Source organism: Yersinia massiliensis, assembly GCF_003048255.1.
Lineage (GTDB): Bacteria > Pseudomonadota > Gammaproteobacteria > Enterobacterales > Enterobacteriaceae > Yersinia > Yersinia massiliensis_A.
Window position 1 is genome coordinate 940,359 of record NZ_CP028487.1, and the last position, 18,965, is coordinate 959,323.

Below are 18,965 nucleotides of genomic sequence, written 5' to 3' on the forward strand. Positions count from 1 at the left end.
GTCCGTTCATTGTGAACGGCATGCGTGGAGGTGGTTGGATTAATGATCCGTTGTCTACTGGTTGCTGCACATCAACAGCTGCGTCATTCTGACGTTCAATCCCCTTTCGCAACCTCCCTTTCTAGTACGCCATCAACCCGATGTTACACCCATATGGGTGCGACTCAGGATTCTCGGGCAGGTTAATCACCGCCTGAAGCACTGAATCTGACCAGCCAAATAACTTTGCGGCTTATCCGATTCACAAAATCTCAATACGTATTTACAGTCCAACGTATTTTACATTTAACCGTGTTTTACCCTTTGGGTAATGAATAGCTGAGTGATAAACCGCTTGTGGTTCGCGCTTTTTAGCGAATTATTCTGCCATTTTGGCATTCACGCGGGTTGTCCTGGCTGGTTGTAGCTGCGATAGTGGCTGACTTTATCGTCAGTATCGCAATAGAGGCGAATTATGTCTGATGATAACTTGATTGACCGTCCGTCAACTGCGGGCGCACCTGTTTCTTTACGCTCCATGCAGGAGGTTGCCATGAATGATCGTAATGCCAGCAAGATGCTGAGCACGTATAACGTCGCCTACTGGGGTGGCAACTATTATGACGTCAATGAGTTAGGTCATATCAGCGTTTGCCCTGATCCAGATGTCCGTGAAGCACGTGTCGATCTGGCACAACTGGTCAAAGGAATGCAGCTTGAGCAGGGGCAACGTTTGCCTGCGTTATTCTGTTTCCCCCAAATTTTACAGCATCGCCTGCGTTCAATTAATGCGGCATTTAAACGTGCGCGTGAATCTTTCGGCTATGAAGGTGATTACTTCCTGGTTTACCCGATTAAGGTCAACCAGCATCGGCGGGTCATTGAGTCCTTAGTCAGCTCAGGTGAGCCGTTAGGGTTAGAAGCCGGTTCTAAAGCTGAAATGATGGCGGTACTGGCCCATGCAGGCATGACCCGCTCGGTCATCGTTTGTAATGGCTACAAAGATCGCGAATATATTCGTTTGGCATTAATTGGTGAAAAGCTGGGCCATAAGGTTTATCTGGTTATCGAAAAGATGTCAGAAATCAAAATGGTGCTGGAAGAAGCTGAACGCCTGAATGTGGTACCGCGTTTGGGTGTTCGTGCTCGCTTGGCATCACAAGGCTCCGGCAAATGGCAAGCCAGTGGCGGTGAAAAATCCAAGTTCGGTTTGTCTGCGACCCAAGTGCTGCAACTAGTTGATATGCTTCGTGAAGCCAACAGTCTGGATAGTCTGCAATTATTGCATTTCCATTTAGGCTCTCAGCTGTCTAACATCCGCGACATCTCCACTGGCGTGCGTGAATCTGCGCGTTTTTATGTGGAACTGCACAAGTTAGGCGTCAATATCCAGTGCTTCGATGTGGGTGGCGGTCTGGGTGTGGATTACGAAGGGACACGCTCTCAATCCGATTGCTCGGTTAACTATGGCTTAAATGAGTACGCCAACAACGTTATTTGGGGGATTGGTGATGCCTGTAATGAGCATGGTCTGCCACATCCAACCGTTATCACGGAATCGGGTCGTGCAGTGACAGCTCACCATACGGTGCTGGTATCGAATGTTATCGGTGTGGAACGTAATGAGTTCAACGAGCCGCAACCACCAGCAGCCGATGCCCCGCGTGCGCTAGAAAGCTTGTGGGATACGTGGCTGGAAATGCAAGAGCCAGAAAACCGCCGCTCGCTGCGTGAATGGCTCCACGATAGTCAGATGGACTTGCACGACGTTCATACCCAATATGCTCACGGCATGCTGGAACTGACCCAACGCGCTTGGGCGGAAGAACTGTATCTGAGCATTTGCAATGATATCCAAAAACAACTGGATCCGAGCAACCGTGCGCATCGGCCAATCATTGATGAGCTGCAAGAGCGTATGGCCGATAAGCTGTATGTTAATTTCTCACTGTTCCAATCTATGCCAGATGCATGGGGCATCGATCAGTTGTTCCCAGTCTTGCCATTGGAAGGGTTAGATAAACCGCCAGAACGCCGCGCTGTGTTGTTAGATATTACTTGCGATTCAGATGGCACTATCGACCATTATATTGATGGTGATGGGGTCGCGACGACCATGCCAATGCCGCCTTACGATGCAGAGAACCCACCGCTGTTGGGCTTCTTTATGGTCGGCGCATATCAGGAAATTTTGGGTAATATGCACAATTTGTTCGGCGACACGGCCGCAGTTGATGTCTATGTCTTCCCTGATGGCACGGTTGAAGTAGAGCAAACCGATGAAGGCGATACCGTTGCGGATATGCTCGAATATGTGCAATTGAATCCTGAGAAGTTGTTGGCTCATTTCCGCGATCAAGTGAAACAAACCGATCTGGACACTGAGCTTCAAGCTCAGTTTATGGAAGAGTTTGAAACGGGCCTGTACGGATATACTTATCTCGAAGATGAGTAACCGTTAACAGGTTTCGTAAATGACTTAAGGGCAAACGTGAGTTTGCCCTTTTTGTTTTTATGGTCACTGGCGATTACCTCATTCTCAACCACACTCATAGTAATGACTTAAATGATGGTGCGAGTTGATAGGGGGCTTTCATGGGGTGGTTTAGCGTTTGTAAGGCAAATTACGTCAAACCGGATTTTCCTTTTTCTGCTCAGGTTGATGAGCAGAGAATTGGTATCTATCTGGTTGATGGTGAGTATTTTGCGATGGAAGATATCTGCCCTCATGCTAATGCGTTATTAAGTCAGGGCTTTACTGACGGCGCGACCATTGAATGCCCCTTGCATGGCGCGTTGTTTGATGTGCGAACGGGACAGTGCTTGCGTGAACCTGGTGATAGAGACTTAGCGACTTATCCGGTACGAGTGAATGGCGATCAGATTGAAGTGAATCTCGAGGTGGAAAAATAGCTAAGAGATCCGAGCAAATACTCATATCACGATAGCGAGATCTGAATCAGTGAGGACAGTCAGAAGAGTAAAGCGTCCGCGCCAAGGATGGCGCGGCTCGAGCCTCCATGGACGGATTCACGGCGTCTTTACGATCTGCCTGTTTTCACTGCCCCTGACACTTTGCCAAAATTTAACGCCCCCAAGAGTAGGGCGTTTTGTCTTTTCTGCGGAACTGATTTACTTCTCAGCCGCAATGCGTTGACGAATATGATCGGCGCGGGCTTGGGACGAAGGATGATCGTCGAACATGGTACTGGTTCGTCCTGCATCCATGGTGGCCAATTTCTCAAAACTGGTGACTAAGCCATTGGGATCGATACCCTGTTTTTTCAGCAAATCGAATGAGTAATCATCCGCTTCACTTTCCTGTTTCTGTGAGAATTGGGCGTTGACTAGCTTCTCGCCAATATCCGCTAATTGGGATTGAGAAAGTTGACCTGCGATGCCGCCAGCGGAGGCCGCAGCAGTACGCAGTGCGGTCGTGCCGTAGGCCACCTGCATCGCTTTACGGGTATGACCCAAGGCTACATGGCCCATTTCATGGCCAAGCACACCTTCTACTTCATTGTCGGTCATCATGTCCATTAGACCGCTATAGACACGAATACACCCATTAGCCATCGCCCAAGCATTCACATCTTTCGTCACGTAAACCTTATAGTTGGCTGGTGTACCATTGATGTTATTACCTAATGCAGTAGAAATTTTCGCCAGACGTTTACCGTAAGTGCTGTCTGCCGGGGCGATCTGTGCTTTCTGATCCATTTCTGCGCAAGATTTTTCACTGAGATTTTTTACATCAGCATCACTTAGGGTTGCCGCTTGAAACGCTTGAGCACCCGACTGCATTAAGCCGTCAGTATTCATATTTTGACAGCCGCTAAGCAGGGCTGTCAGGCTCAGTGCAATCATAGAGGTACGAATTTTCATAACACTTTTTCCTGTAGTGATGTCATTTTTATCATTAAATAGCACCGTTCTAACTGCGCCGATAACGCATCACGAGTGGTTATCTATTCACGGCATTTCACCGATAGATGCTGCGACACTCTTGCCATCTATTGCATTAATAGCTGTTGAATCGACGGCGGTTGTTCTACTCTGTCGGCAATAGGTTTTGCCCAAAGTTGTTGTTGTTGCGTGAAAGTTGTTGTTGCCGCGTGTAGGGTTTGCAGATTCGTTTGCAAAAACGAGCACTTTCGGCCCCTTGAGTGTGAATTCGCTCAGCGGGTGGCTAAAAACGCAGTGAGGTTAACGTGCCTTGGGCGTGACAGCTATAGCTTAATTCTGAAATTCAGCAGATTCCATTAGCCATTAATATGGAAGTTATAGCTCAATGTGGTTTTAGTAATTGCCGTTTCAATGCTTGATCTGAGAAAATGGTAAACTTGAACGCTTTTTTTTAATCCGACCTGGAGTAAAACATGTCCTCTCGTAAAGAGCTTGCCAACGCGATCCGCGCACTAAGCATGGACGCAGTGCAAAAAGCGAATTCCGGCCACCCCGGCGCCCCTATGGGTATGGCAGATATTGCCGAAGTTCTGTGGCGTGATTACCTGAACCATAATCCAACCAACCCACACTGGGCAGATCGCGACCGTTTCGTCTTGTCAAATGGTCACGGCTCCATGCTGATTTATAGCCTGTTGCACCTCACGGGCTATGATCTGCCAATGGAAGAACTGAAAAACTTCCGCCAATTGCACTCTAAAACGCCAGGTCACCCAGAATATGGTTATACCGCAGGCGTAGAAACCACCACTGGTCCATTGGGTCAGGGCATTGCGAATGCTGTTGGTTTTGCGATTGCAGAACGCACGTTGGGCGCGCAGTTTAACCGCCCTGGTCATGATGTTGTCGATCATCACACCTATGCCTTTATGGGCGACGGTTGCATGATGGAAGGCATCTCTCACGAAGTTTGCTCTCTAGCGGGTACCATGAAGCTGGGCAAACTGACCGCATTCTATGATGACAACGGTATCTCCATCGACGGCCACGTTGAAGGCTGGTTCACTGATGACACTGCAGCCCGTTTTGAAGCTTACGGCTGGCACGTTGTGCGTGGTGTTGATGGTCATAACGCTGACGCCATCAAAGCGGCCATCGAACAAGCCCACAAAGTGACAGACAAACCGTCACTATTAATGTGCAAAACCATCATCGGTTTTGGTTCGCCGAAGAAAGCCGGTACGCATGATTCGCACGGCGCACCATTAGGTGCGGATGAAGTGGCTGCGACTCGCGAAGCTTTAGGTTGGAAATACCCAGCATTCGAAATTCCACAGGATATCTATGCCGCGTGGGATGCAAAAGAAGTCGGTCAGGCAAAAGAAGCGGCTTGGAACGAGAAGTTTGCCGCTTACGCGAAAGCACACCCAGAGCTGGCTGCTGAGTTCAAACGTCGTGTCAGCGGTGAGTTACCTGCTAACTGGGCGACTGAGTCGAAGAAATTCATTGAAGAGCTGCAAGCAAACCCAGCCAAAATTGCTAGCCGTAAAGCATCACAAAATGCGCTGGAAGCCTTCGGTAAAGTGTTACCTGAATTCTTGGGTGGCTCTGCTGACTTGGCACCAAGTAACCTGACTATCTGGTCTGGTTCTAAATCACTGGGCGACGATTTGGCCGGTAACTACATTCACTACGGTGTCCGTGAATTTGGTATGTCAGCCATCATGAACGGTATCGCTCTGCACGGTGGCTTTATCCCTTACGGCGCAACCTTCCTGATGTTCGTGGAATATGCGCGTAACGCAGTGCGCATGGCTGCATTGATGAAAATCCGCAGCATCTTCGTTTATACCCATGACTCAATCGGTCTGGGCGAAGACGGCCCAACCCATCAGCCTGTTGAGCAAATGGCCAGCCTGCGTGTAACACCAAACATGAGCACATGGCGTCCTTGTGACCAAGTTGAGTCTGCGGTGGCATGGCAGTATGCGTTGGAACGTAAAGATGGCCCAAGCGCACTGATCTTCTCTCGTCAGAACTTGGCACAACAGCCACGTACTGCTGAGCAGTTAGCTAACATTTCTAAAGGCGCTTACGTGCTGAAAGATTGTGCTGGTCAACCTGAACTGATCTTTATCGCGACGGGTTCTGAAGTAGAGTTAGCGGTTGCTGCTGCTGATCAACTGACTGCTGCTGGCCGTAAAGTGCGTGTTGTCTCTATGCCATCAACAGATGCCTTCGACAAACAAGATGCTGCTTATCGTGAATCCGTATTGCCATCAGCGGTTAGCGCTCGCGTCGCGGTGGAAGCGGGTATTGCTGATTACTGGTACAAATACGTTGGCCTGAATGGCGATGTTGTGGGTATGCATTCCTTCGGTGAATCTGCTCCAGCTGAATTGCTGTTCAAAGAGTTTGGTTTCACCGTCGAAAACGTGGTGGCAAAAGCTCAGGCACTGTTGAAGTAATCTTTCGAGAGAAAGCTAACGGCCTGATTAATACGATCCGTTATTAAGATAGCCAAAAGGTGTAAACGCTGATGAGATCCGCGGTAATACACCTGTTAAAAGACCGCTTCGGCGGTCTTTTTTTTCGCCAATTGATGGATGAATTGTGCCCTTTATCAGGCAGATATTCCTTTTCTGATAAGTTTGGTTTATTCTGGCTGAAGCGTTTCAGTCATAATTCATTTTCTGTTTCAGCTCAAATTTGCTGAGGAAAAAGTCGGGTGTATTCTGGCTGAATTGTGATAAGGCGATTAACATCATAGGGTGCAGTGCAGTAGGCTATAGGGTTGCATGATAATAACCAGAAACAGGGAGTAACATGACAATCCGCATAGCGATAAATGGCTTTGGCCGTATTGGTCGTAGCGTTTTACGCGCACTGTATGAATCAGGTCGTCGGGCAGAAATTTCTGTTGTTGCGATTAATGAGTTGGCGAATGCAGAAGGGATGGCCCATCTGTTGAAGTATGACTCTAGCCATGGCCGCTTCGCCTGGGATGTTCGTCAGGAATGTGACAGTTTATACGTCGGGGACGACACCATCCGGCTGATACATCAGCCAGAGATCGGGCAATTGCCTTGGGGTGAGTTAGGAATTGATGTGGTTCTGGATTGCAGCGGCGTATATGGCAGCCGCGCAGATGGTGAGGCGCATTTAGCCGCTGGTGCCAAAAAGGTGCTGTTTGCCCATCCCGGTGGTCATGATTTAGATGCGACCGTGGTTTATGGGGTTAACCATCAGGATTTACAGGCTGAGCACCGGATTGTTTCCAATGCTTCCTGTACCACGAACTGTATTATTCCTATTATTCAGTTGTTGGATGATGCCTATGGCATCGAGTCTGGCACTGTTACCACCATTCATTCATCAATGAATGACCAGCCTGTGATTGATGCTTATCATCAGGATTTACGTCGTACGCGAGCAGCAAGTCAGTCTATTATCCCCGTCGACACCAAACTGGCGGCAGGGATTACCCGTATTTTTCCGAAGTTTTGCGACAGGTTTGAGGCTATCTCGGTACGGGTACCAACTATCAACGTAACGGCTATCGATTTAAGCATTAGCGTGACAAGCCCTGTTGGCGTGGCTGAGGTTAACCAGCTTTTGCAAAAGGCAGCAAGAGGTTCATTTCGTGGTATAGTTGACTATACGGAATTACCTTTGGTATCGACTGATTTTAACCATGATCCGCACAGTGCCATTGTTGATTGCACGCAAACGCGGGTCAGTGGACAGCACCTAATTAAGACATTGGTATGGTGCGATAATGAATGGGGTTTCGCCAATAGAATGTTGGATACGACATTGGCGATGGCTCGAAGTGGTTTCTAGTATGGTATGCCAACGTCTTATTTTTCCGTGGGTGACTGCGGTTAGATCTGCGTTGATGTGCAGCTTATGCAACTTTAAAGAGAATCAACAAGAGGATTCACCATGTCTGTAATTAAGATGACCGATCTGGATCTGGCTGGCAAACGCGTGCTGATCCGTGCGGACCTCAATGTGCCGGTAAAAGAGGGTAAAGTGACTTCTGATGCGCGTATCCGTGCATCTTTGCCGACCATTGAAGCAGCACTGAAGCAAGGCGCTAAAGTAATGGTTACCTCTCACTTGGGTCGCCCGACCGAAGGCGAGTACAACGAAGAGTTCTCCTTGCTGCCAGTCGTTAACTACCTGAAAGACAAATTGTCTGCTCCGGTACGTCTGGCGAAAGACTATCTAGACGGCATTGAAATTGCAGCTGGCGAGTTAGTGGTGCTGGAAAACGTTCGCTTCAACAAAGGCGAGAAAAAAGACGACGAAACGCTGTCCAAGAAATACGCTGCACTGTGTGATGTGTATGTGATGGATGCGTTTGGTACGGCTCACCGTGCGCAAGCGTCTACTCATGGTGTTGGTAAATTTGCCCCTATCGCTTGTGCCGGTCCGCTGTTGTCAGCTGAACTGGAAGCACTGGGTAAAGCGCTGGGTAACCCAGCTCGCCCAATGGTTGCTATCGTGGGTGGTTCTAAAGTTTCAACCAAACTGACTGTATTGGGTGCGCTGTCTAAAATCGCTGACCAACTGATTGTTGGTGGTGGTATCGCCAATACCTTCGTTGCTGCTCAAGGGAACAATGTCGGTAAATCACTGTACGAAGCAGACCTGATTCCTGAAGCAAAACGCTTGCTGGAAACTTGTGATATCCCTGTTCCAACAGACGTTCGTGTTGCGACCGAGTTCTCTGAAACGGCGACTGCAACACTGAAACCAGCTAATCAAATTAAAGATGATGAGCAAATTCTGGACTTGGGCGACGTGTCTGCGGAGCGTCTGGCTGAGATCCTGAAAAACGCCAAAACCATTCTGTGGAATGGTCCTGTGGGTGTGTTTGAGTTCCCTAACTTCCGTAAAGGGACCGAGATTGTCGCTCGCGCTATCGCAGAAAGCGAAGCATTCTCTATCGCAGGCGGTGGTGACACGCTGGCAGCAATCGACCTGTTCGGTATTGCTGACCAAATCTCCTACATCTCTACGGGCGGTGGTGCATTCCTTGAGTTCGTAGAAGGGAAAAAACTGCCAGCGGTTGTGATGCTGGAAGAGCGTGCTAAGCAGTAATTGAGATAACGGGGGGCGAGAGCCGCCCGTTTCGCTTATGGTTTATACCGCTAGATAAGCGAAACCTGATTTACCTTTAGGGCCTATCCCATCGGATAGCTGCTATCTTCAGTCGACGAAACAGGACAACGTACATGTCTAAAATTTTTGATTTCGTAAAACCAGGTGTCATCACAGGTGATGACGTTCAGAAAGTGTTCGCAGTAGCAAAAGAAAACAACTTTGCTCTGCCAGCAGTCAACTGTGTTGGCACCGACTCTATCAACGCAGTGCTGGAAACAGCAGCAAAAGTGCGCGCGCCAGTTATCGTTCAGTTCTCTAACGGTGGTGCGGCATTCATCGCAGGTAAAGGCGTGAAAGCAGAAGGCCAAGGCGCTGCTATCCTGGGTGCTATCTCAGGCGCTCACCATGTACATCAAATGGCTGAACACTATGGTGTTCCTGTCATCCTGCATACCGACCATTGCGCCAAGAAATTGCTGCCATGGTTAGACGGTCTGTTGGACGCCGGCGAGAAACATTTTGCCGCGACCGGTAAACCACTGTTCTCTTCTCACATGATTGACCTGTCAGAAGAGTCTCTGGAAGAAAACATCGAAATTTGCAGCAAGTACCTGACTCGTATGGCGAAATTGGGTATGACACTGGAAATCGAACTGGGCTGTACTGGCGGTGAAGAAGATGGCGTGGACAACAGCCATATGGACGCATCTTCTCTGTATACTCAGCCACAAGACGTTGATTATGCATACGAAAAACTGAATGCAATCAGCCCACGTTTCACCATCGCGGCTTCTTTCGGTAACGTACACGGTGTTTACAAACCAGGTAACGTGAAACTGACCCCGACTATCCTGCGCGATTCTCAGGATTATGTTTCTAAGAAACATAACCTGCCGCACAACTCTCTGAACTTCGTGTTCCATGGCGGTTCAGGTTCGACTGCTGCTGAAATCAAAGAAGCGGTAAGCTACGGCGTAGTGAAAATGAATATCGACACTGACACCCAATGGGCAACGTGGGAAGGTATTCTGAACTACTACAAAAAGAACGAAGGCTATCTGCAAGGCCAACTGGGTAACCCAGAAGGCGCTGACAAGCCAAACAAGAAATACTACGATCCACGTGTCTGGCTGCGTGCTGCACAGGTGACTATGATCGCTCGTTTGGAAAAAGCATTTGAAGAACTGAACGCGAAAGACGTTCTGTAATTCGGTACTGCTTCATACGATATAAAAGGCCCCGAGGGGCCTTTTTTCGTTATTGTTTGCCTTAAAGATAGTTTACTGAATGTGAAGTTGGTGCTTGCTGCCGTGTAGAGTGTTGCTCATCCTTAGTCCAAAGTGGTTTGTCTAAGTCTTTAGCTAAATCAATTAGTACGTCCATTTGCGCGCTGGTTTGAACCATCATTGGGTTACCTTCTTCACGTAGCGTTTTAATGATGGACTCTAAGCTTAGCCTTGAGTCTGGATTGATTAACTCCATAGCCGCTATCAATTGCCCCGTACGCCCAACACCTGCACTGCAATGGATGACTGGGAGTGTTTTAACATCAACTTTAACGGCCTGACTGCCCTGTTTTTGAAAATTATTAAGTGCTCGTTGGTGTAGGGTTGTGACAATTTCAGCCAGCTCCCTAATTTCATTTTTCCCGAAAGCGGTATGATCTTGCCAATTTTTTATATGTGCAAAATTTATAGGGATAGTTTTGTTATTACCATCCTTTAGTGGCATCTGATAACAATCAATCTCAATATTATTGACTGGCGGACTAATATAATTTTTCAGATTTTCTTTATTAGCAAAATAAGCGGGATGCTCTGTTCGATACTTGCCTTGCGAATGATCTAACATATTACTGTCAGCAATAACTACCACTATAGTGATGCGTTTCTCTGCTAACATAGACTTAAAATTCGTTACCCCTTCAGCCGTCGGATACTGGCTGCGAATAACACCTTTATCTGTGCCTAGGTTGATATAATTAGCAGGTAAAGTCATGCCTCCTGGGGTCGGTGCATTAATGGCTGTTTTTTGTAATGTGACAATGTCTTTATATCTTTGATGCCCCTTATCAACTTGTGCTGTTTTATAACCCGCCTCTCCCTGCATTATTCTATTCTTCAGATCTGATTGATAGCCCTCGATCATTTGTTGGAATTTGGCACTGTCAGTTAAAGAGCGCTCTTGTTTGGCGACAGAAGGAAGGGTAGGAGCGAAGGGGGTAGGTCTAATGGTTAACATAGTGTGATCCTTTCAATTTGCGAATTGTTATTCTCTTAAGGTTGAATATAGAGCGTGTTAAGACGTAAGTATTTTATAAAGCGTAAGTGACTTTTATTATTTGAAAACGGCTTGTTAGTCCTCACGGCGATACTTTTCATCCTCATCCAGCGTTATCTAAATTGGCAACACTCTTCATTGTTAGTTACCCTATTCGGGCTGCCTGAGTCATCAGCCAGTATTTTGCGGTAATTTTTTTGCGTAATCTCTCCCGCTGGGAGCTTTTGTAGGATGGTTCAAATGGAAGAATTAAACGTAGTTGACGGCATCAATGAAGCGAGTACTTGGTTAGTGAATAACCAAGATTTACTGATTCAATACGCAGTGAATCTTGTTGCGGCACTATTGATTCTGACGGTCGGTTCAATCATCGCTAAGGTTGTTTCGCGCATGCTTGCGCGGGTGATGAAGCTGCGGGGCATTGATGTCACGGTTGCCGATTTCTTGGCCGCAATGGCGCGTTATAGCATTTTGGCTTTCACTATCGTCGCGGTATTAGGGCGTCTTGGTGTGCAGACCGCATCGGTGATCGCTGTTATCGGTGCCGCCGGCTTAGCTGTGGGTTTGGCGCTGCAAGGTTCGCTATCCAACTTTGCCGCTGGTGTGTTGCTGGTTGCCTTCCGTCCGTTTAAAGCGGGCGAATATGTCGATTTGGGCGGCGTAGCGGGGACCGTGGTACAGGTACAGATATTCTCAACGACCTTACGCACTGTTGATGACAAAATCATCGTCGTGCCTAATGGCAAGATTATCGCTAATAACATCATCAATACCAGCCGTGAACCAAACCGCCGCACTGATATGGTTATCGGCGTAGCTTATGACGCAGATATTGATGTAGTGAAGAAAGTACTGGGTGACATCATTGCTGCTGATAAACGTGTGATGCAGGATAAAGGTGTGACGGTTCGTCTCAATGAGATGGCGGCATCCTCACTGAACTTCACGGTACGAGTCTGGACCACCAATGGCGACGCGGCAGATGTTTACTGGGATCTGCTGGAGAACTTCAAACGCGCATTAGATGCCCATAAAATAGGTATTCCATTCCCGCAGATGGATGTGCATTTGCATCAAACCGCCCAAGCGGAATCTAACCCGTCCGCATAACAACCGGAACGTGGTAAGTCCTGTCAAAGCGGGCTGATATTGGCCCGTTTCTTTTGACTTCTTTATGTTGACGCCCCTATCTATCCATTATTAGCTCTACTTATAGCTGATAAGAATTATCAATTTCCTCTGATGATTATCTCCCCGTACTATGCTGCTAATGGCTCGCCACACTCCTTTGCTATTTCCAATTATTATTTAAAGGTAACAGTATGTTAGCTGTATTTTTGCAAGGCTTTGCTCTCAGTGCCGCGATGATTTTGCCCCTCGGGCCGCAAAATGCCTTCGTGATGAATCAGGGTATCAAGCGTCAACATCATTTAATGAGCGCATCGTTATGTGCCTTGAGCGATATCATCCTCATTTGCGCTGGGATTTTTGGCGGCAGTGCATTACTGAGTCGCTCACCATTACTCTTAGCCTTGGTCACTTGGGGTGGGGTGGCTTTCTTGCTGTGGTATGGCTGGGGCGCATTAGTGGCCGCTTGGCGAGGGGGGAATGCCGCGTCTTCTGGCGCTGCAGGTGTACAAGGGCGCTGGCCTATCGTGGTGACATTGCTGGCGGTCACTTGGCTCAACCCTCATGTGTATCTCGATACGTTTGTGGTACTCGGTAGCCTAGGGGGGCAATTATTACCAGATGTGCGTCCGTGGTTTGCGCTGGGAGCCGTGAGTGCCTCTATCGCTTGGTTTTTTGCACTGGCGCTGTTAGCCGCATGGCTATCGCCTTGGCTTAATCGGCCCACCTCGCAGCGGATCATTAACTTACTGGTGGGGGGCGTGATGTGGTTTATTGCCTTTCAGTTAGCACTGCAGGGGTTAAATCTGTGAGTTTTTATCATTAATCCGAATCCCATACTTCGGAAGATATGCTACGTTTGATGGGTTAGTGGATGACCGATGGCAAATTAATCACTCTGCCAATAGGATTCTCGCAAGTGTAATTAACTGCAAATATATTTGTGGCTGCTTGGATTCACTGGTTATCTGGCTGACGTAGACTGATTTGTCATGCATATCTTAGGAGGCACCGTGAAGTTGAAGACATTGGCTTTGGCCGCAATGATGGGATTAGGGACGTTACCTTTGGCGCTGCAAGTTCAGGCTGCCGAAGTGCCAGAAGGGCCGCATGTTGTCACCTCCGGTACGGCCAGTGTGGATGCTACACCGGATATTGCGACTATCGCCATTGAGGTAAGTGTATCGGCCAAAGATGCGGCAGACGCCAAAAAACAGGCAGATACCCGCGTTGCACAATATTTTGATTTCCTGCGTAAAAGTGGCATTGAAAAGAAAGATATCAATGCGGCGAATATTCGTACACAACCTGAATATGATTATCAGAAAACCGGCGAAGCGGTATTAAAAGGCTACCGTGCAGTGCGTCAAGTTCAGGTAACGCTTCGTCAGTTGGACAAGTTGAACGAGTTGTTGGATGGGGCATTAAAATCAGGTCTGAATGAGATTCGCGCGGTCGAACTCGGCGTCGCAAACCCAGAGACTTATCGTGAACAGGCCCGTAAAAAAGCCATTGAAAACGCCATTAGCCAAGCCGGTTCTTTAGCCGATGGTTTTAAGGTCAAGCTGGGGCCCGTTTATAGCATTCGTTATCATGTCGCGAACTACCAGCCAATGCCAGTAGCACGTATGTTTAAGAGCGCTGAAGCGGCACCTGCCACCGATGCAGCTCAAACCTACGAGCAACAGACCATTCATTTCGATGATCAAGTCGATGTGGTGTTTGAGCTGCAAACAGCGACCAGCGCCGCTAAATAATTCAATCCTGCCTTAAGACCTGACGCCCATAAGATAAAAGGGCGTCAGTGACCTTTCTCATTGTGCGACTTTCTGGTGCAAAGCGGTGCCAGAACAACATACGCCGCTGGCGTAAACCCGGTGTCAGATCGATTAACTCACCTGAAGCCAACTCTTTTTCGATTTGCAGATGCGGGATCATACAGCAGGTGGTGCCTTGCCTTGCCAACTGAACAAAGGCTTCCGATGAATTAACGATATGGCAGGGAACGCTGCCAGGCGATAAATCAAAATTCTGCTGTAAAAATGCCTGATGCATATCATCCAAATGGTCAAAGGCCACGGCAGGGGCTTTCAGCAGAGCCGAGCGGGTGACGCCATTGGGGAAATAACGTTCCGCGAAGGGTTTAGAGGCAACAAACAGATAATCCAATGCCCCCAGTTGATCGACCAAACAGCTTGGTAAGGGTTGCGGCTGGATACTGACTGCCCCGACCACTTCACCACGGCGCAACCGCTCCTGTGTTCGCGTTTCATCTTCGACCTGTAAATTTAACCGAATAGGGGAATCGGCCAGTACCGGCTTTAATGCGGGCAACAGCCAAGTTGCCAGACTGTCGGCGTTTACCGCCAATGACAACAGCAATGGCGTATCTACACCAGTATCATTGCCGAGCCACTCTTCTTCCAACAACTCAACTTGATGCAGCAACGCGAGCAATTTCTGCCCTTGCTCAGTCGGACGAGGGGGAACGGTGCGCACTAACAATGGCTGACCGAACAGATTCTCCAACTGCTTGATGCGTTGAGATACCGCCGATTGTGTGATGCAGAGTTTTTGTGCAGCGCGTTCAAAACCGCGTTCACGGATCACCGCGTCCAGCGCTTGTAGCGTACGGTAGTCTGGGCGTTTCATCGGAGTCATCTCTCCAAAAATTTAGTCGATAGGGCACTATGCCACATTTTGGTCATTTTGTTTTGGCTGATGATGAAAGTCCCCGCCACAAATAAACCGATATAACTGTGATCCAGCTAGAAATAACCGCGTCCTATGCCTGTTTTATTGCGGCGTTTTATTCTGCGCATGTTCTATAATGGATTCAGTTTTTCATCTCATAGGCAGTGACTCACCATGACTCAGGACGAACTAAAAAAAGCAGTGGGCTGGGCAGCATTAGATTATGTCAAGCCTGGCACTATCGTTGGCGTAGGGACTGGCTCCACCGCCGCGCACTTTATTGATGCCCTTGGTTCCATCAAAGATAAAATTGAAGGAGCAGTTTCCAGCTCTGATGCCTCTACCGCCAAACTAAAAAGTTACGGTATTCAGGTCTTTGATTGCAACGAAGTGGATGTACTGGATATCTACGTTGATGGCGCTGATGAAATCAACGGCCATATGCAGATGATTAAAGGCGGTGGCGCGGCGCTAACGCGCGAGAAAATTATTGCGGCCATTGCGCGTAAGTTTATTTGCATCGCAGATGCGACCAAACAGGTGGATGTGCTGGGTAAATTCCCATTGCCAGTCGAAGTGATCCCGATGGCGCGTTCTTACGTCGCCCGTGAATTGGTTAAGCTGGGCGGGTTACCTGAATATCGCCAAAATGTGCTGACGGATAACGGTAACGTTATTTTGGATGTCCACAATCTGACGATTTTAGATGCCATTGCCTTAGAGAATAAAATCAATGGTATTGCTGGTGTGGTGACGGTTGGATTATTTGCCAACCGTGGCGCTGATGTCGCTCTGATTGGCACCGCTGATGGTGTTAAAACGATAACGCTCTGATCGGCCAAATCAATCGGCTGGATTATTTTCAGGATAAGGTGCGGCCGCTTTGTCCTGAAAATTTTCACCTTTAATTATCTTTTCTTAAAAACGTTAAATTTGGTGATATATATCACATTTCGTCATTTCAATTTCTTAACCTGCCATTAACCCTCTTGCCGCTAGTTTTTTATTCCATAAATTAACATTCGCAGTGGTTGTTATGCTGAGAGGTAGGCAATCGTTTGTATTGCTGCTCGCGTAATATTTGTTATGTTGACAGGGTGCTGACCGAATTCATTCGATAGCGGCAGCCACATCTGAAGTCTGAAAATAGGGTCGGGGACATGGCAAAAGTATCACTGGAGAAAGACAGAATTAAGTTTCTGTTAGTGGAAGGGGTGCACCAGAGCACAGTTGATAATCTGCGTGCAGCCGGATATAGCAATATTGAATACCATAAAGGTGCCTTAGACACCGAATCACTGAAAGAATCTATTCGTGATGCCCACTTCATCGGAATTCGATCGCGCACGCATCTGTCCGAAGAAGTTTTTGCTGCAGCAGAAAAATTGGTTGCAGTCGGTTGTTTCTGTATCGGTACAAATCAGGTTGATTTAACGGCGGCGACCAAGCGCGGTGTGCCGGTATTCAATGCGCCTTTCTCCAATACCCGTTCGGTTGCCGAAATGGTACTGGGCGAGCTACTGTTGATGTTCCGGGGCATTCCGTCGGCTAACGCCAAAGCGCATCGCGGCGAGTGGAATAAACTGGCTGTCGGTTCCTATGAGGCCCGTGGTAAAAAACTGGGTATCATCGGTTATGGTCATATCGGTACGCAGCTGGGTATTCTGGCTGAAAGTGTTGGTATGAAAGTGTTCTTCTACGATATCGAAAATAAATTGTCGTTAGGGAATGCACAACAGGTTCGCCATCTGTCTGATTTGCTGAACATGAGTGATGTGATTAGTTTGCATGTGCCTGAAAATCACTCCACCAAAAATATGATTGGCCCTGAGCAGTTGGCTCTGATGAAGCCAGGTGCAATGCTGATTAACGCCTCTCGCGGGACTGTTGTTGATATTCCAGCGCTGTGTGAAGTGTTGGCGAGTAATCATTTGGCTGGTGCGGCAATTGACGTATTCCCTGAAGAGCCAGCCACCAATAAAGACCCGTTCAACTCACCATTGTGTGAGTTTGATAACGTCTTATTGACGCCACATATTGGCGGTTCGACTCAAGAAGCGCAGGAAAATATCGGTGATGAAGTCGCCGGCAAACTGGCTAAGTATTCCGATAACGGCTCAACACTGTCTGCGGTTAACTTCCCAGAGGTTTCGCTGCCTGCTCATGGCGATAATACTCGTCGTTTGCTGCATATTCATGAGAACCGTCCTGGCATCCTGACCAGCATTAACAAAATTTTTGCTGAACAGAACGTCAACATTGCTGCGCAGTATCTGCAAACCAGCGCTGAAATCGGCTACGTTGTCATCGACGTTGAAACAGATGATGAAGAAAATGCAGAAAGAGCGTTGCAAGCAATGAAGGCTATCCCAGGGACTATCCGCGCACGCTTACTGTATTAATCTTAGCGGCGAAGATAGTGGCTCATGCCTAATAACCCGATATCGGTTGATATCGGGTTTTTTAATGCCTAAATACGATCTTTTACCATTTCCATACTTTTTCAGGGGTCACTATCTCTGGCAAAGGCACATCCCAATGTTCATTCGGTAAATGCTCGACTTGCTGGCAGTCATGAGCCAACCCAATAGGATAGGGGCCGCCTTGTTGCCAGTGTTGCAGTGTGCGGTCATAAAACCCGCCTCCCATACCTAAACGCTGACCATGGTGGTCAAACGCCACCAATGGCGTTATCACCACATCCAATTGATTGAGCGGTAGAACCTCCCGTACATCGAGCTGCGGTTCAAGGATTTTTAAGCGGTTACGGATGAGTAAACTATCAGGACGATAATGAAGAAAGAGCAGATGACCGGGGCTGAATGGGTGTAGCACCGGCAGGTAAACCTGCTTATTTTGCTGCCACAACAATGCAATGATTGGCGCGGTATTAAGCTCGCCATCAAAAGAAAGAAATATCGCAATGTTGCTGGCTTGCTGAATTTTTTCATGCGCAGCGAAATGATTGGCGGCCGAATGGGCTGCATGCTGTTGCTGTTCGGGGGTTAATCGACGCCGACGCTCACGAATTGCTTGGCGAACACTTTGTCTTTCTAGGGCATGCTGCTCAAAGGCATCTTGTGGATTCAAGGACATGTGATTGACTTAACAGCGAAAAATAGCGTGTGTCAAAACGAACGTGGTAACTGAAACTGACCGTTACCCGATAAGAAAGGGATCTCCGAGATGCCGCTGCTGGCTGTAACCCTTGAACCCATGGTTCAAGGTGAACGCAGCGTCGCAACCTTAAGGCTTCTCGGCGGACCGAGCATGCGCACCGGTTACGGAGGCACTACATTCTGTTGGTATTAAATATCGGCTCAGGGGACTGGCCCGCTGGCAAACATCTCAGAGAAATTCTTTACTCCCTACTGAATCTATCATTCAACAGAGATTTATTCAAATTGTGCATCCTGACGTTCAGAGATGCGACCTTGTTCAAGCAACGCCTGTTCAATGGTCTGTTGTAACATCCGAATACGTTGTTCCATATTGGATGCATAGTCGCGAGTTTTCAACCTTTCCTGAGCTAATTCGTGACAAACGTTCAATGCCGCGATAAAAACTAACTGCTCTGTATTGGTGACCCTAGTGCGAACTTTAAGATCTTGCAACCGTTGGTTAAGATCTTCTGCTGCCATGTTCAACGCATCTTGTTGTTCTGGCGGGCAGTTGACTCTTAACGAGCGACCAAAAATTTGAATATCTACCGGTTGTGCAGACATGCCACCTTCCTGACTAATTTTTGCGCTAGCCTTGAAAACCAGAGGCAAATTGCTCGTAGCGTCAAAGCGGGCGTCACTATATATACCTCAATACCAAGATACAACCACTTTGTGGCTATGCGTTTTCTGGTATAGGGACTG

The 18,965-nt window shown here is 47.9% G+C and carries 18 protein-coding genes and 1 other RNA gene; 12 read left to right on the forward strand and 7 right to left on the reverse strand.

Features of this window, described 5'->3' with window-relative positions; all coding sequences use genetic code 11:
* Positions 1–42: 42 nt before the first annotated feature.
* From DA391_RS24685 to DA391_RS04285, 3 genes are all read left to right on the forward strand, one after another.
* Positions 43–186, forward strand: a complete 144-nt coding sequence (locus DA391_RS24685) for a hypothetical protein (protein WP_419835451.1) — start codon at positions 43–45, stop codon at positions 184–186.
* 268 nt (positions 187–454) lie between these two features.
* Positions 455–2,434 (forward strand): biosynthetic arginine decarboxylase, encoded by a 1,980-nt coding sequence (gene speA / locus DA391_RS04280; RefSeq protein ID WP_019211641.1) that lies wholly within the window; start codon positions 455–457, stop codon positions 2,432–2,434.
* A gap of 140 nt (positions 2,435–2,574) precedes the next feature.
* The gene (locus tag DA391_RS04285; RefSeq protein ID WP_050082191.1) at positions 2,575–2,892 is read left to right on the forward strand and encodes a non-heme iron oxygenase ferredoxin subunit; all 318 of its coding nucleotides are present in this window, start codon (positions 2,575–2,577) and stop codon (positions 2,890–2,892) included.
* Between the two features lie 219 nt (positions 2,893–3,111).
* Here the strand turns inward: DA391_RS04285 and DA391_RS04290 are convergent, their stop codons facing one another.
* The gene (locus DA391_RS04290) at positions 3,112–3,864 is read right to left on the reverse strand and encodes a M48 family metallopeptidase (protein ID WP_050286424.1); all 753 of its coding nucleotides are present in this window, start codon (positions 3,862–3,864) and stop codon (positions 3,112–3,114) included.
* A gap of 128 nt (positions 3,865–3,992) precedes the next feature.
* The gene (locus DA391_RS24580; RefSeq protein ID WP_260654996.1) at positions 3,993–4,121 is read right to left on the reverse strand and encodes a hypothetical protein; all 129 of its coding nucleotides are present in this window, start codon (positions 4,119–4,121) and stop codon (positions 3,993–3,995) included.
* 237 nt (positions 4,122–4,358) lie between these two features.
* Here DA391_RS24580 and tkt point away from each other — a divergent pair, with 237 nt between their 5' ends.
* From tkt to fbaA, 4 genes are all read left to right on the forward strand, one after another.
* Positions 4,359–6,353, forward strand: a complete 1,995-nt coding sequence (gene tkt / locus DA391_RS04295; protein ID WP_019211638.1) for a transketolase — start codon at positions 4,359–4,361, stop codon at positions 6,351–6,353.
* Between the two features lie 358 nt (positions 6,354–6,711).
* Positions 6,712–7,728: an erythrose-4-phosphate dehydrogenase gene (epd, locus tag DA391_RS04300; protein ID WP_108087406.1), complete on the forward strand. Its 1,017-nt coding sequence runs from the start codon at positions 6,712–6,714 to the stop codon at positions 7,726–7,728.
* A 102-nt stretch (positions 7,729–7,830) separates the two neighbouring features.
* Positions 7,831–8,994, forward strand: coding sequence for a phosphoglycerate kinase (pgk, locus tag DA391_RS04305; RefSeq protein WP_050082195.1), 1,164 nt, complete (start codon positions 7,831–7,833; stop codon positions 8,992–8,994).
* Positions 8,995–9,128: 134 nt separating this feature from the next.
* Positions 9,129–10,205, forward strand: a complete 1,077-nt coding sequence (gene fbaA, locus DA391_RS04310; RefSeq protein ID WP_019211635.1) for a class II fructose-bisphosphate aldolase — start codon at positions 9,129–9,131, stop codon at positions 10,203–10,205.
* 61 nt (positions 10,206–10,266) lie between these two features.
* Here the strand turns inward: fbaA and DA391_RS04315 are convergent, their stop codons facing one another.
* Positions 10,267–11,238, reverse strand: coding sequence for a protein-tyrosine phosphatase family protein (locus DA391_RS04315; RefSeq protein WP_057643160.1), 972 nt, complete (start codon positions 11,236–11,238; stop codon positions 10,267–10,269).
* A gap of 279 nt (positions 11,239–11,517) precedes the next feature.
* Between DA391_RS04315 and mscS the strand changes: the two genes are divergently transcribed.
* From mscS to DA391_RS04330, 3 genes are all read left to right on the forward strand, one after another.
* A complete protein-coding gene (gene mscS, locus DA391_RS04320; protein WP_098904931.1) occupies positions 11,518–12,387 on the forward strand; it encodes a small-conductance mechanosensitive channel MscS in 870 nt (289 codons plus the stop codon).
* A 212-nt stretch (positions 12,388–12,599) separates the two neighbouring features.
* Positions 12,600–13,217, forward strand: a complete 618-nt coding sequence (gene argO, locus DA391_RS04325) for an arginine exporter ArgO (RefSeq protein WP_050286426.1) — start codon at positions 12,600–12,602, stop codon at positions 13,215–13,217.
* A 201-nt stretch (positions 13,218–13,418) separates the two neighbouring features.
* Positions 13,419–14,162, forward strand: a complete 744-nt coding sequence (locus tag DA391_RS04330) for an oxidative stress defense protein (RefSeq protein ID WP_050082200.1) — start codon at positions 13,419–13,421, stop codon at positions 14,160–14,162.
* Position 14,163: 1 nt separating this feature from the next.
* On the opposite strand, the gene DA391_RS04335 is transcribed toward DA391_RS04330, so the two are convergent.
* A complete protein-coding gene (locus DA391_RS04335) occupies positions 14,164–15,057 on the reverse strand; it encodes a LysR family transcriptional regulator ArgP (protein ID WP_019211631.1) in 894 nt (297 codons plus the stop codon).
* Positions 15,058–15,273: 216 nt separating this feature from the next.
* Here DA391_RS04335 and rpiA point away from each other — a divergent pair, with 216 nt between their 5' ends.
* A complete protein-coding gene (gene rpiA, locus DA391_RS04340; RefSeq protein ID WP_019211630.1) occupies positions 15,274–15,933 on the forward strand; it encodes a ribose-5-phosphate isomerase RpiA in 660 nt (219 codons plus the stop codon).
* 326 nt (positions 15,934–16,259) lie between these two features.
* A complete protein-coding gene (serA, locus tag DA391_RS04345; RefSeq protein ID WP_019211629.1) occupies positions 16,260–17,501 on the forward strand; it encodes a phosphoglycerate dehydrogenase in 1,242 nt (413 codons plus the stop codon).
* A gap of 82 nt (positions 17,502–17,583) precedes the next feature.
* Here serA and DA391_RS04350 read toward each other — a convergent pair whose 3' ends face one another.
* The 3 genes from DA391_RS04350 to zapA form a co-directional block, all read right to left on the reverse strand.
* Complete coding sequence (locus tag DA391_RS04350) at positions 17,584–18,195, reverse strand: 5-formyltetrahydrofolate cyclo-ligase (RefSeq protein WP_050286428.1); 612 nt, start codon at positions 18,193–18,195, stop codon at positions 17,584–17,586.
* 78 nt (positions 18,196–18,273) lie between these two features.
* A non-coding RNA gene (ssrS, locus tag DA391_RS04355) (6S RNA) lies at positions 18,274–18,457 on the reverse strand.
* A gap of 37 nt (positions 18,458–18,494) precedes the next feature.
* Positions 18,495–18,824 carry a cell division protein ZapA gene (gene zapA, locus DA391_RS04360; protein WP_004706812.1) on the reverse strand — a complete coding sequence of 110 codons (330 nt, stop codon included), beginning with the start codon at positions 18,822–18,824 and terminating at the stop codon, positions 18,495–18,497.
* Positions 18,825–18,965: the final 141 nt, after the last annotated feature.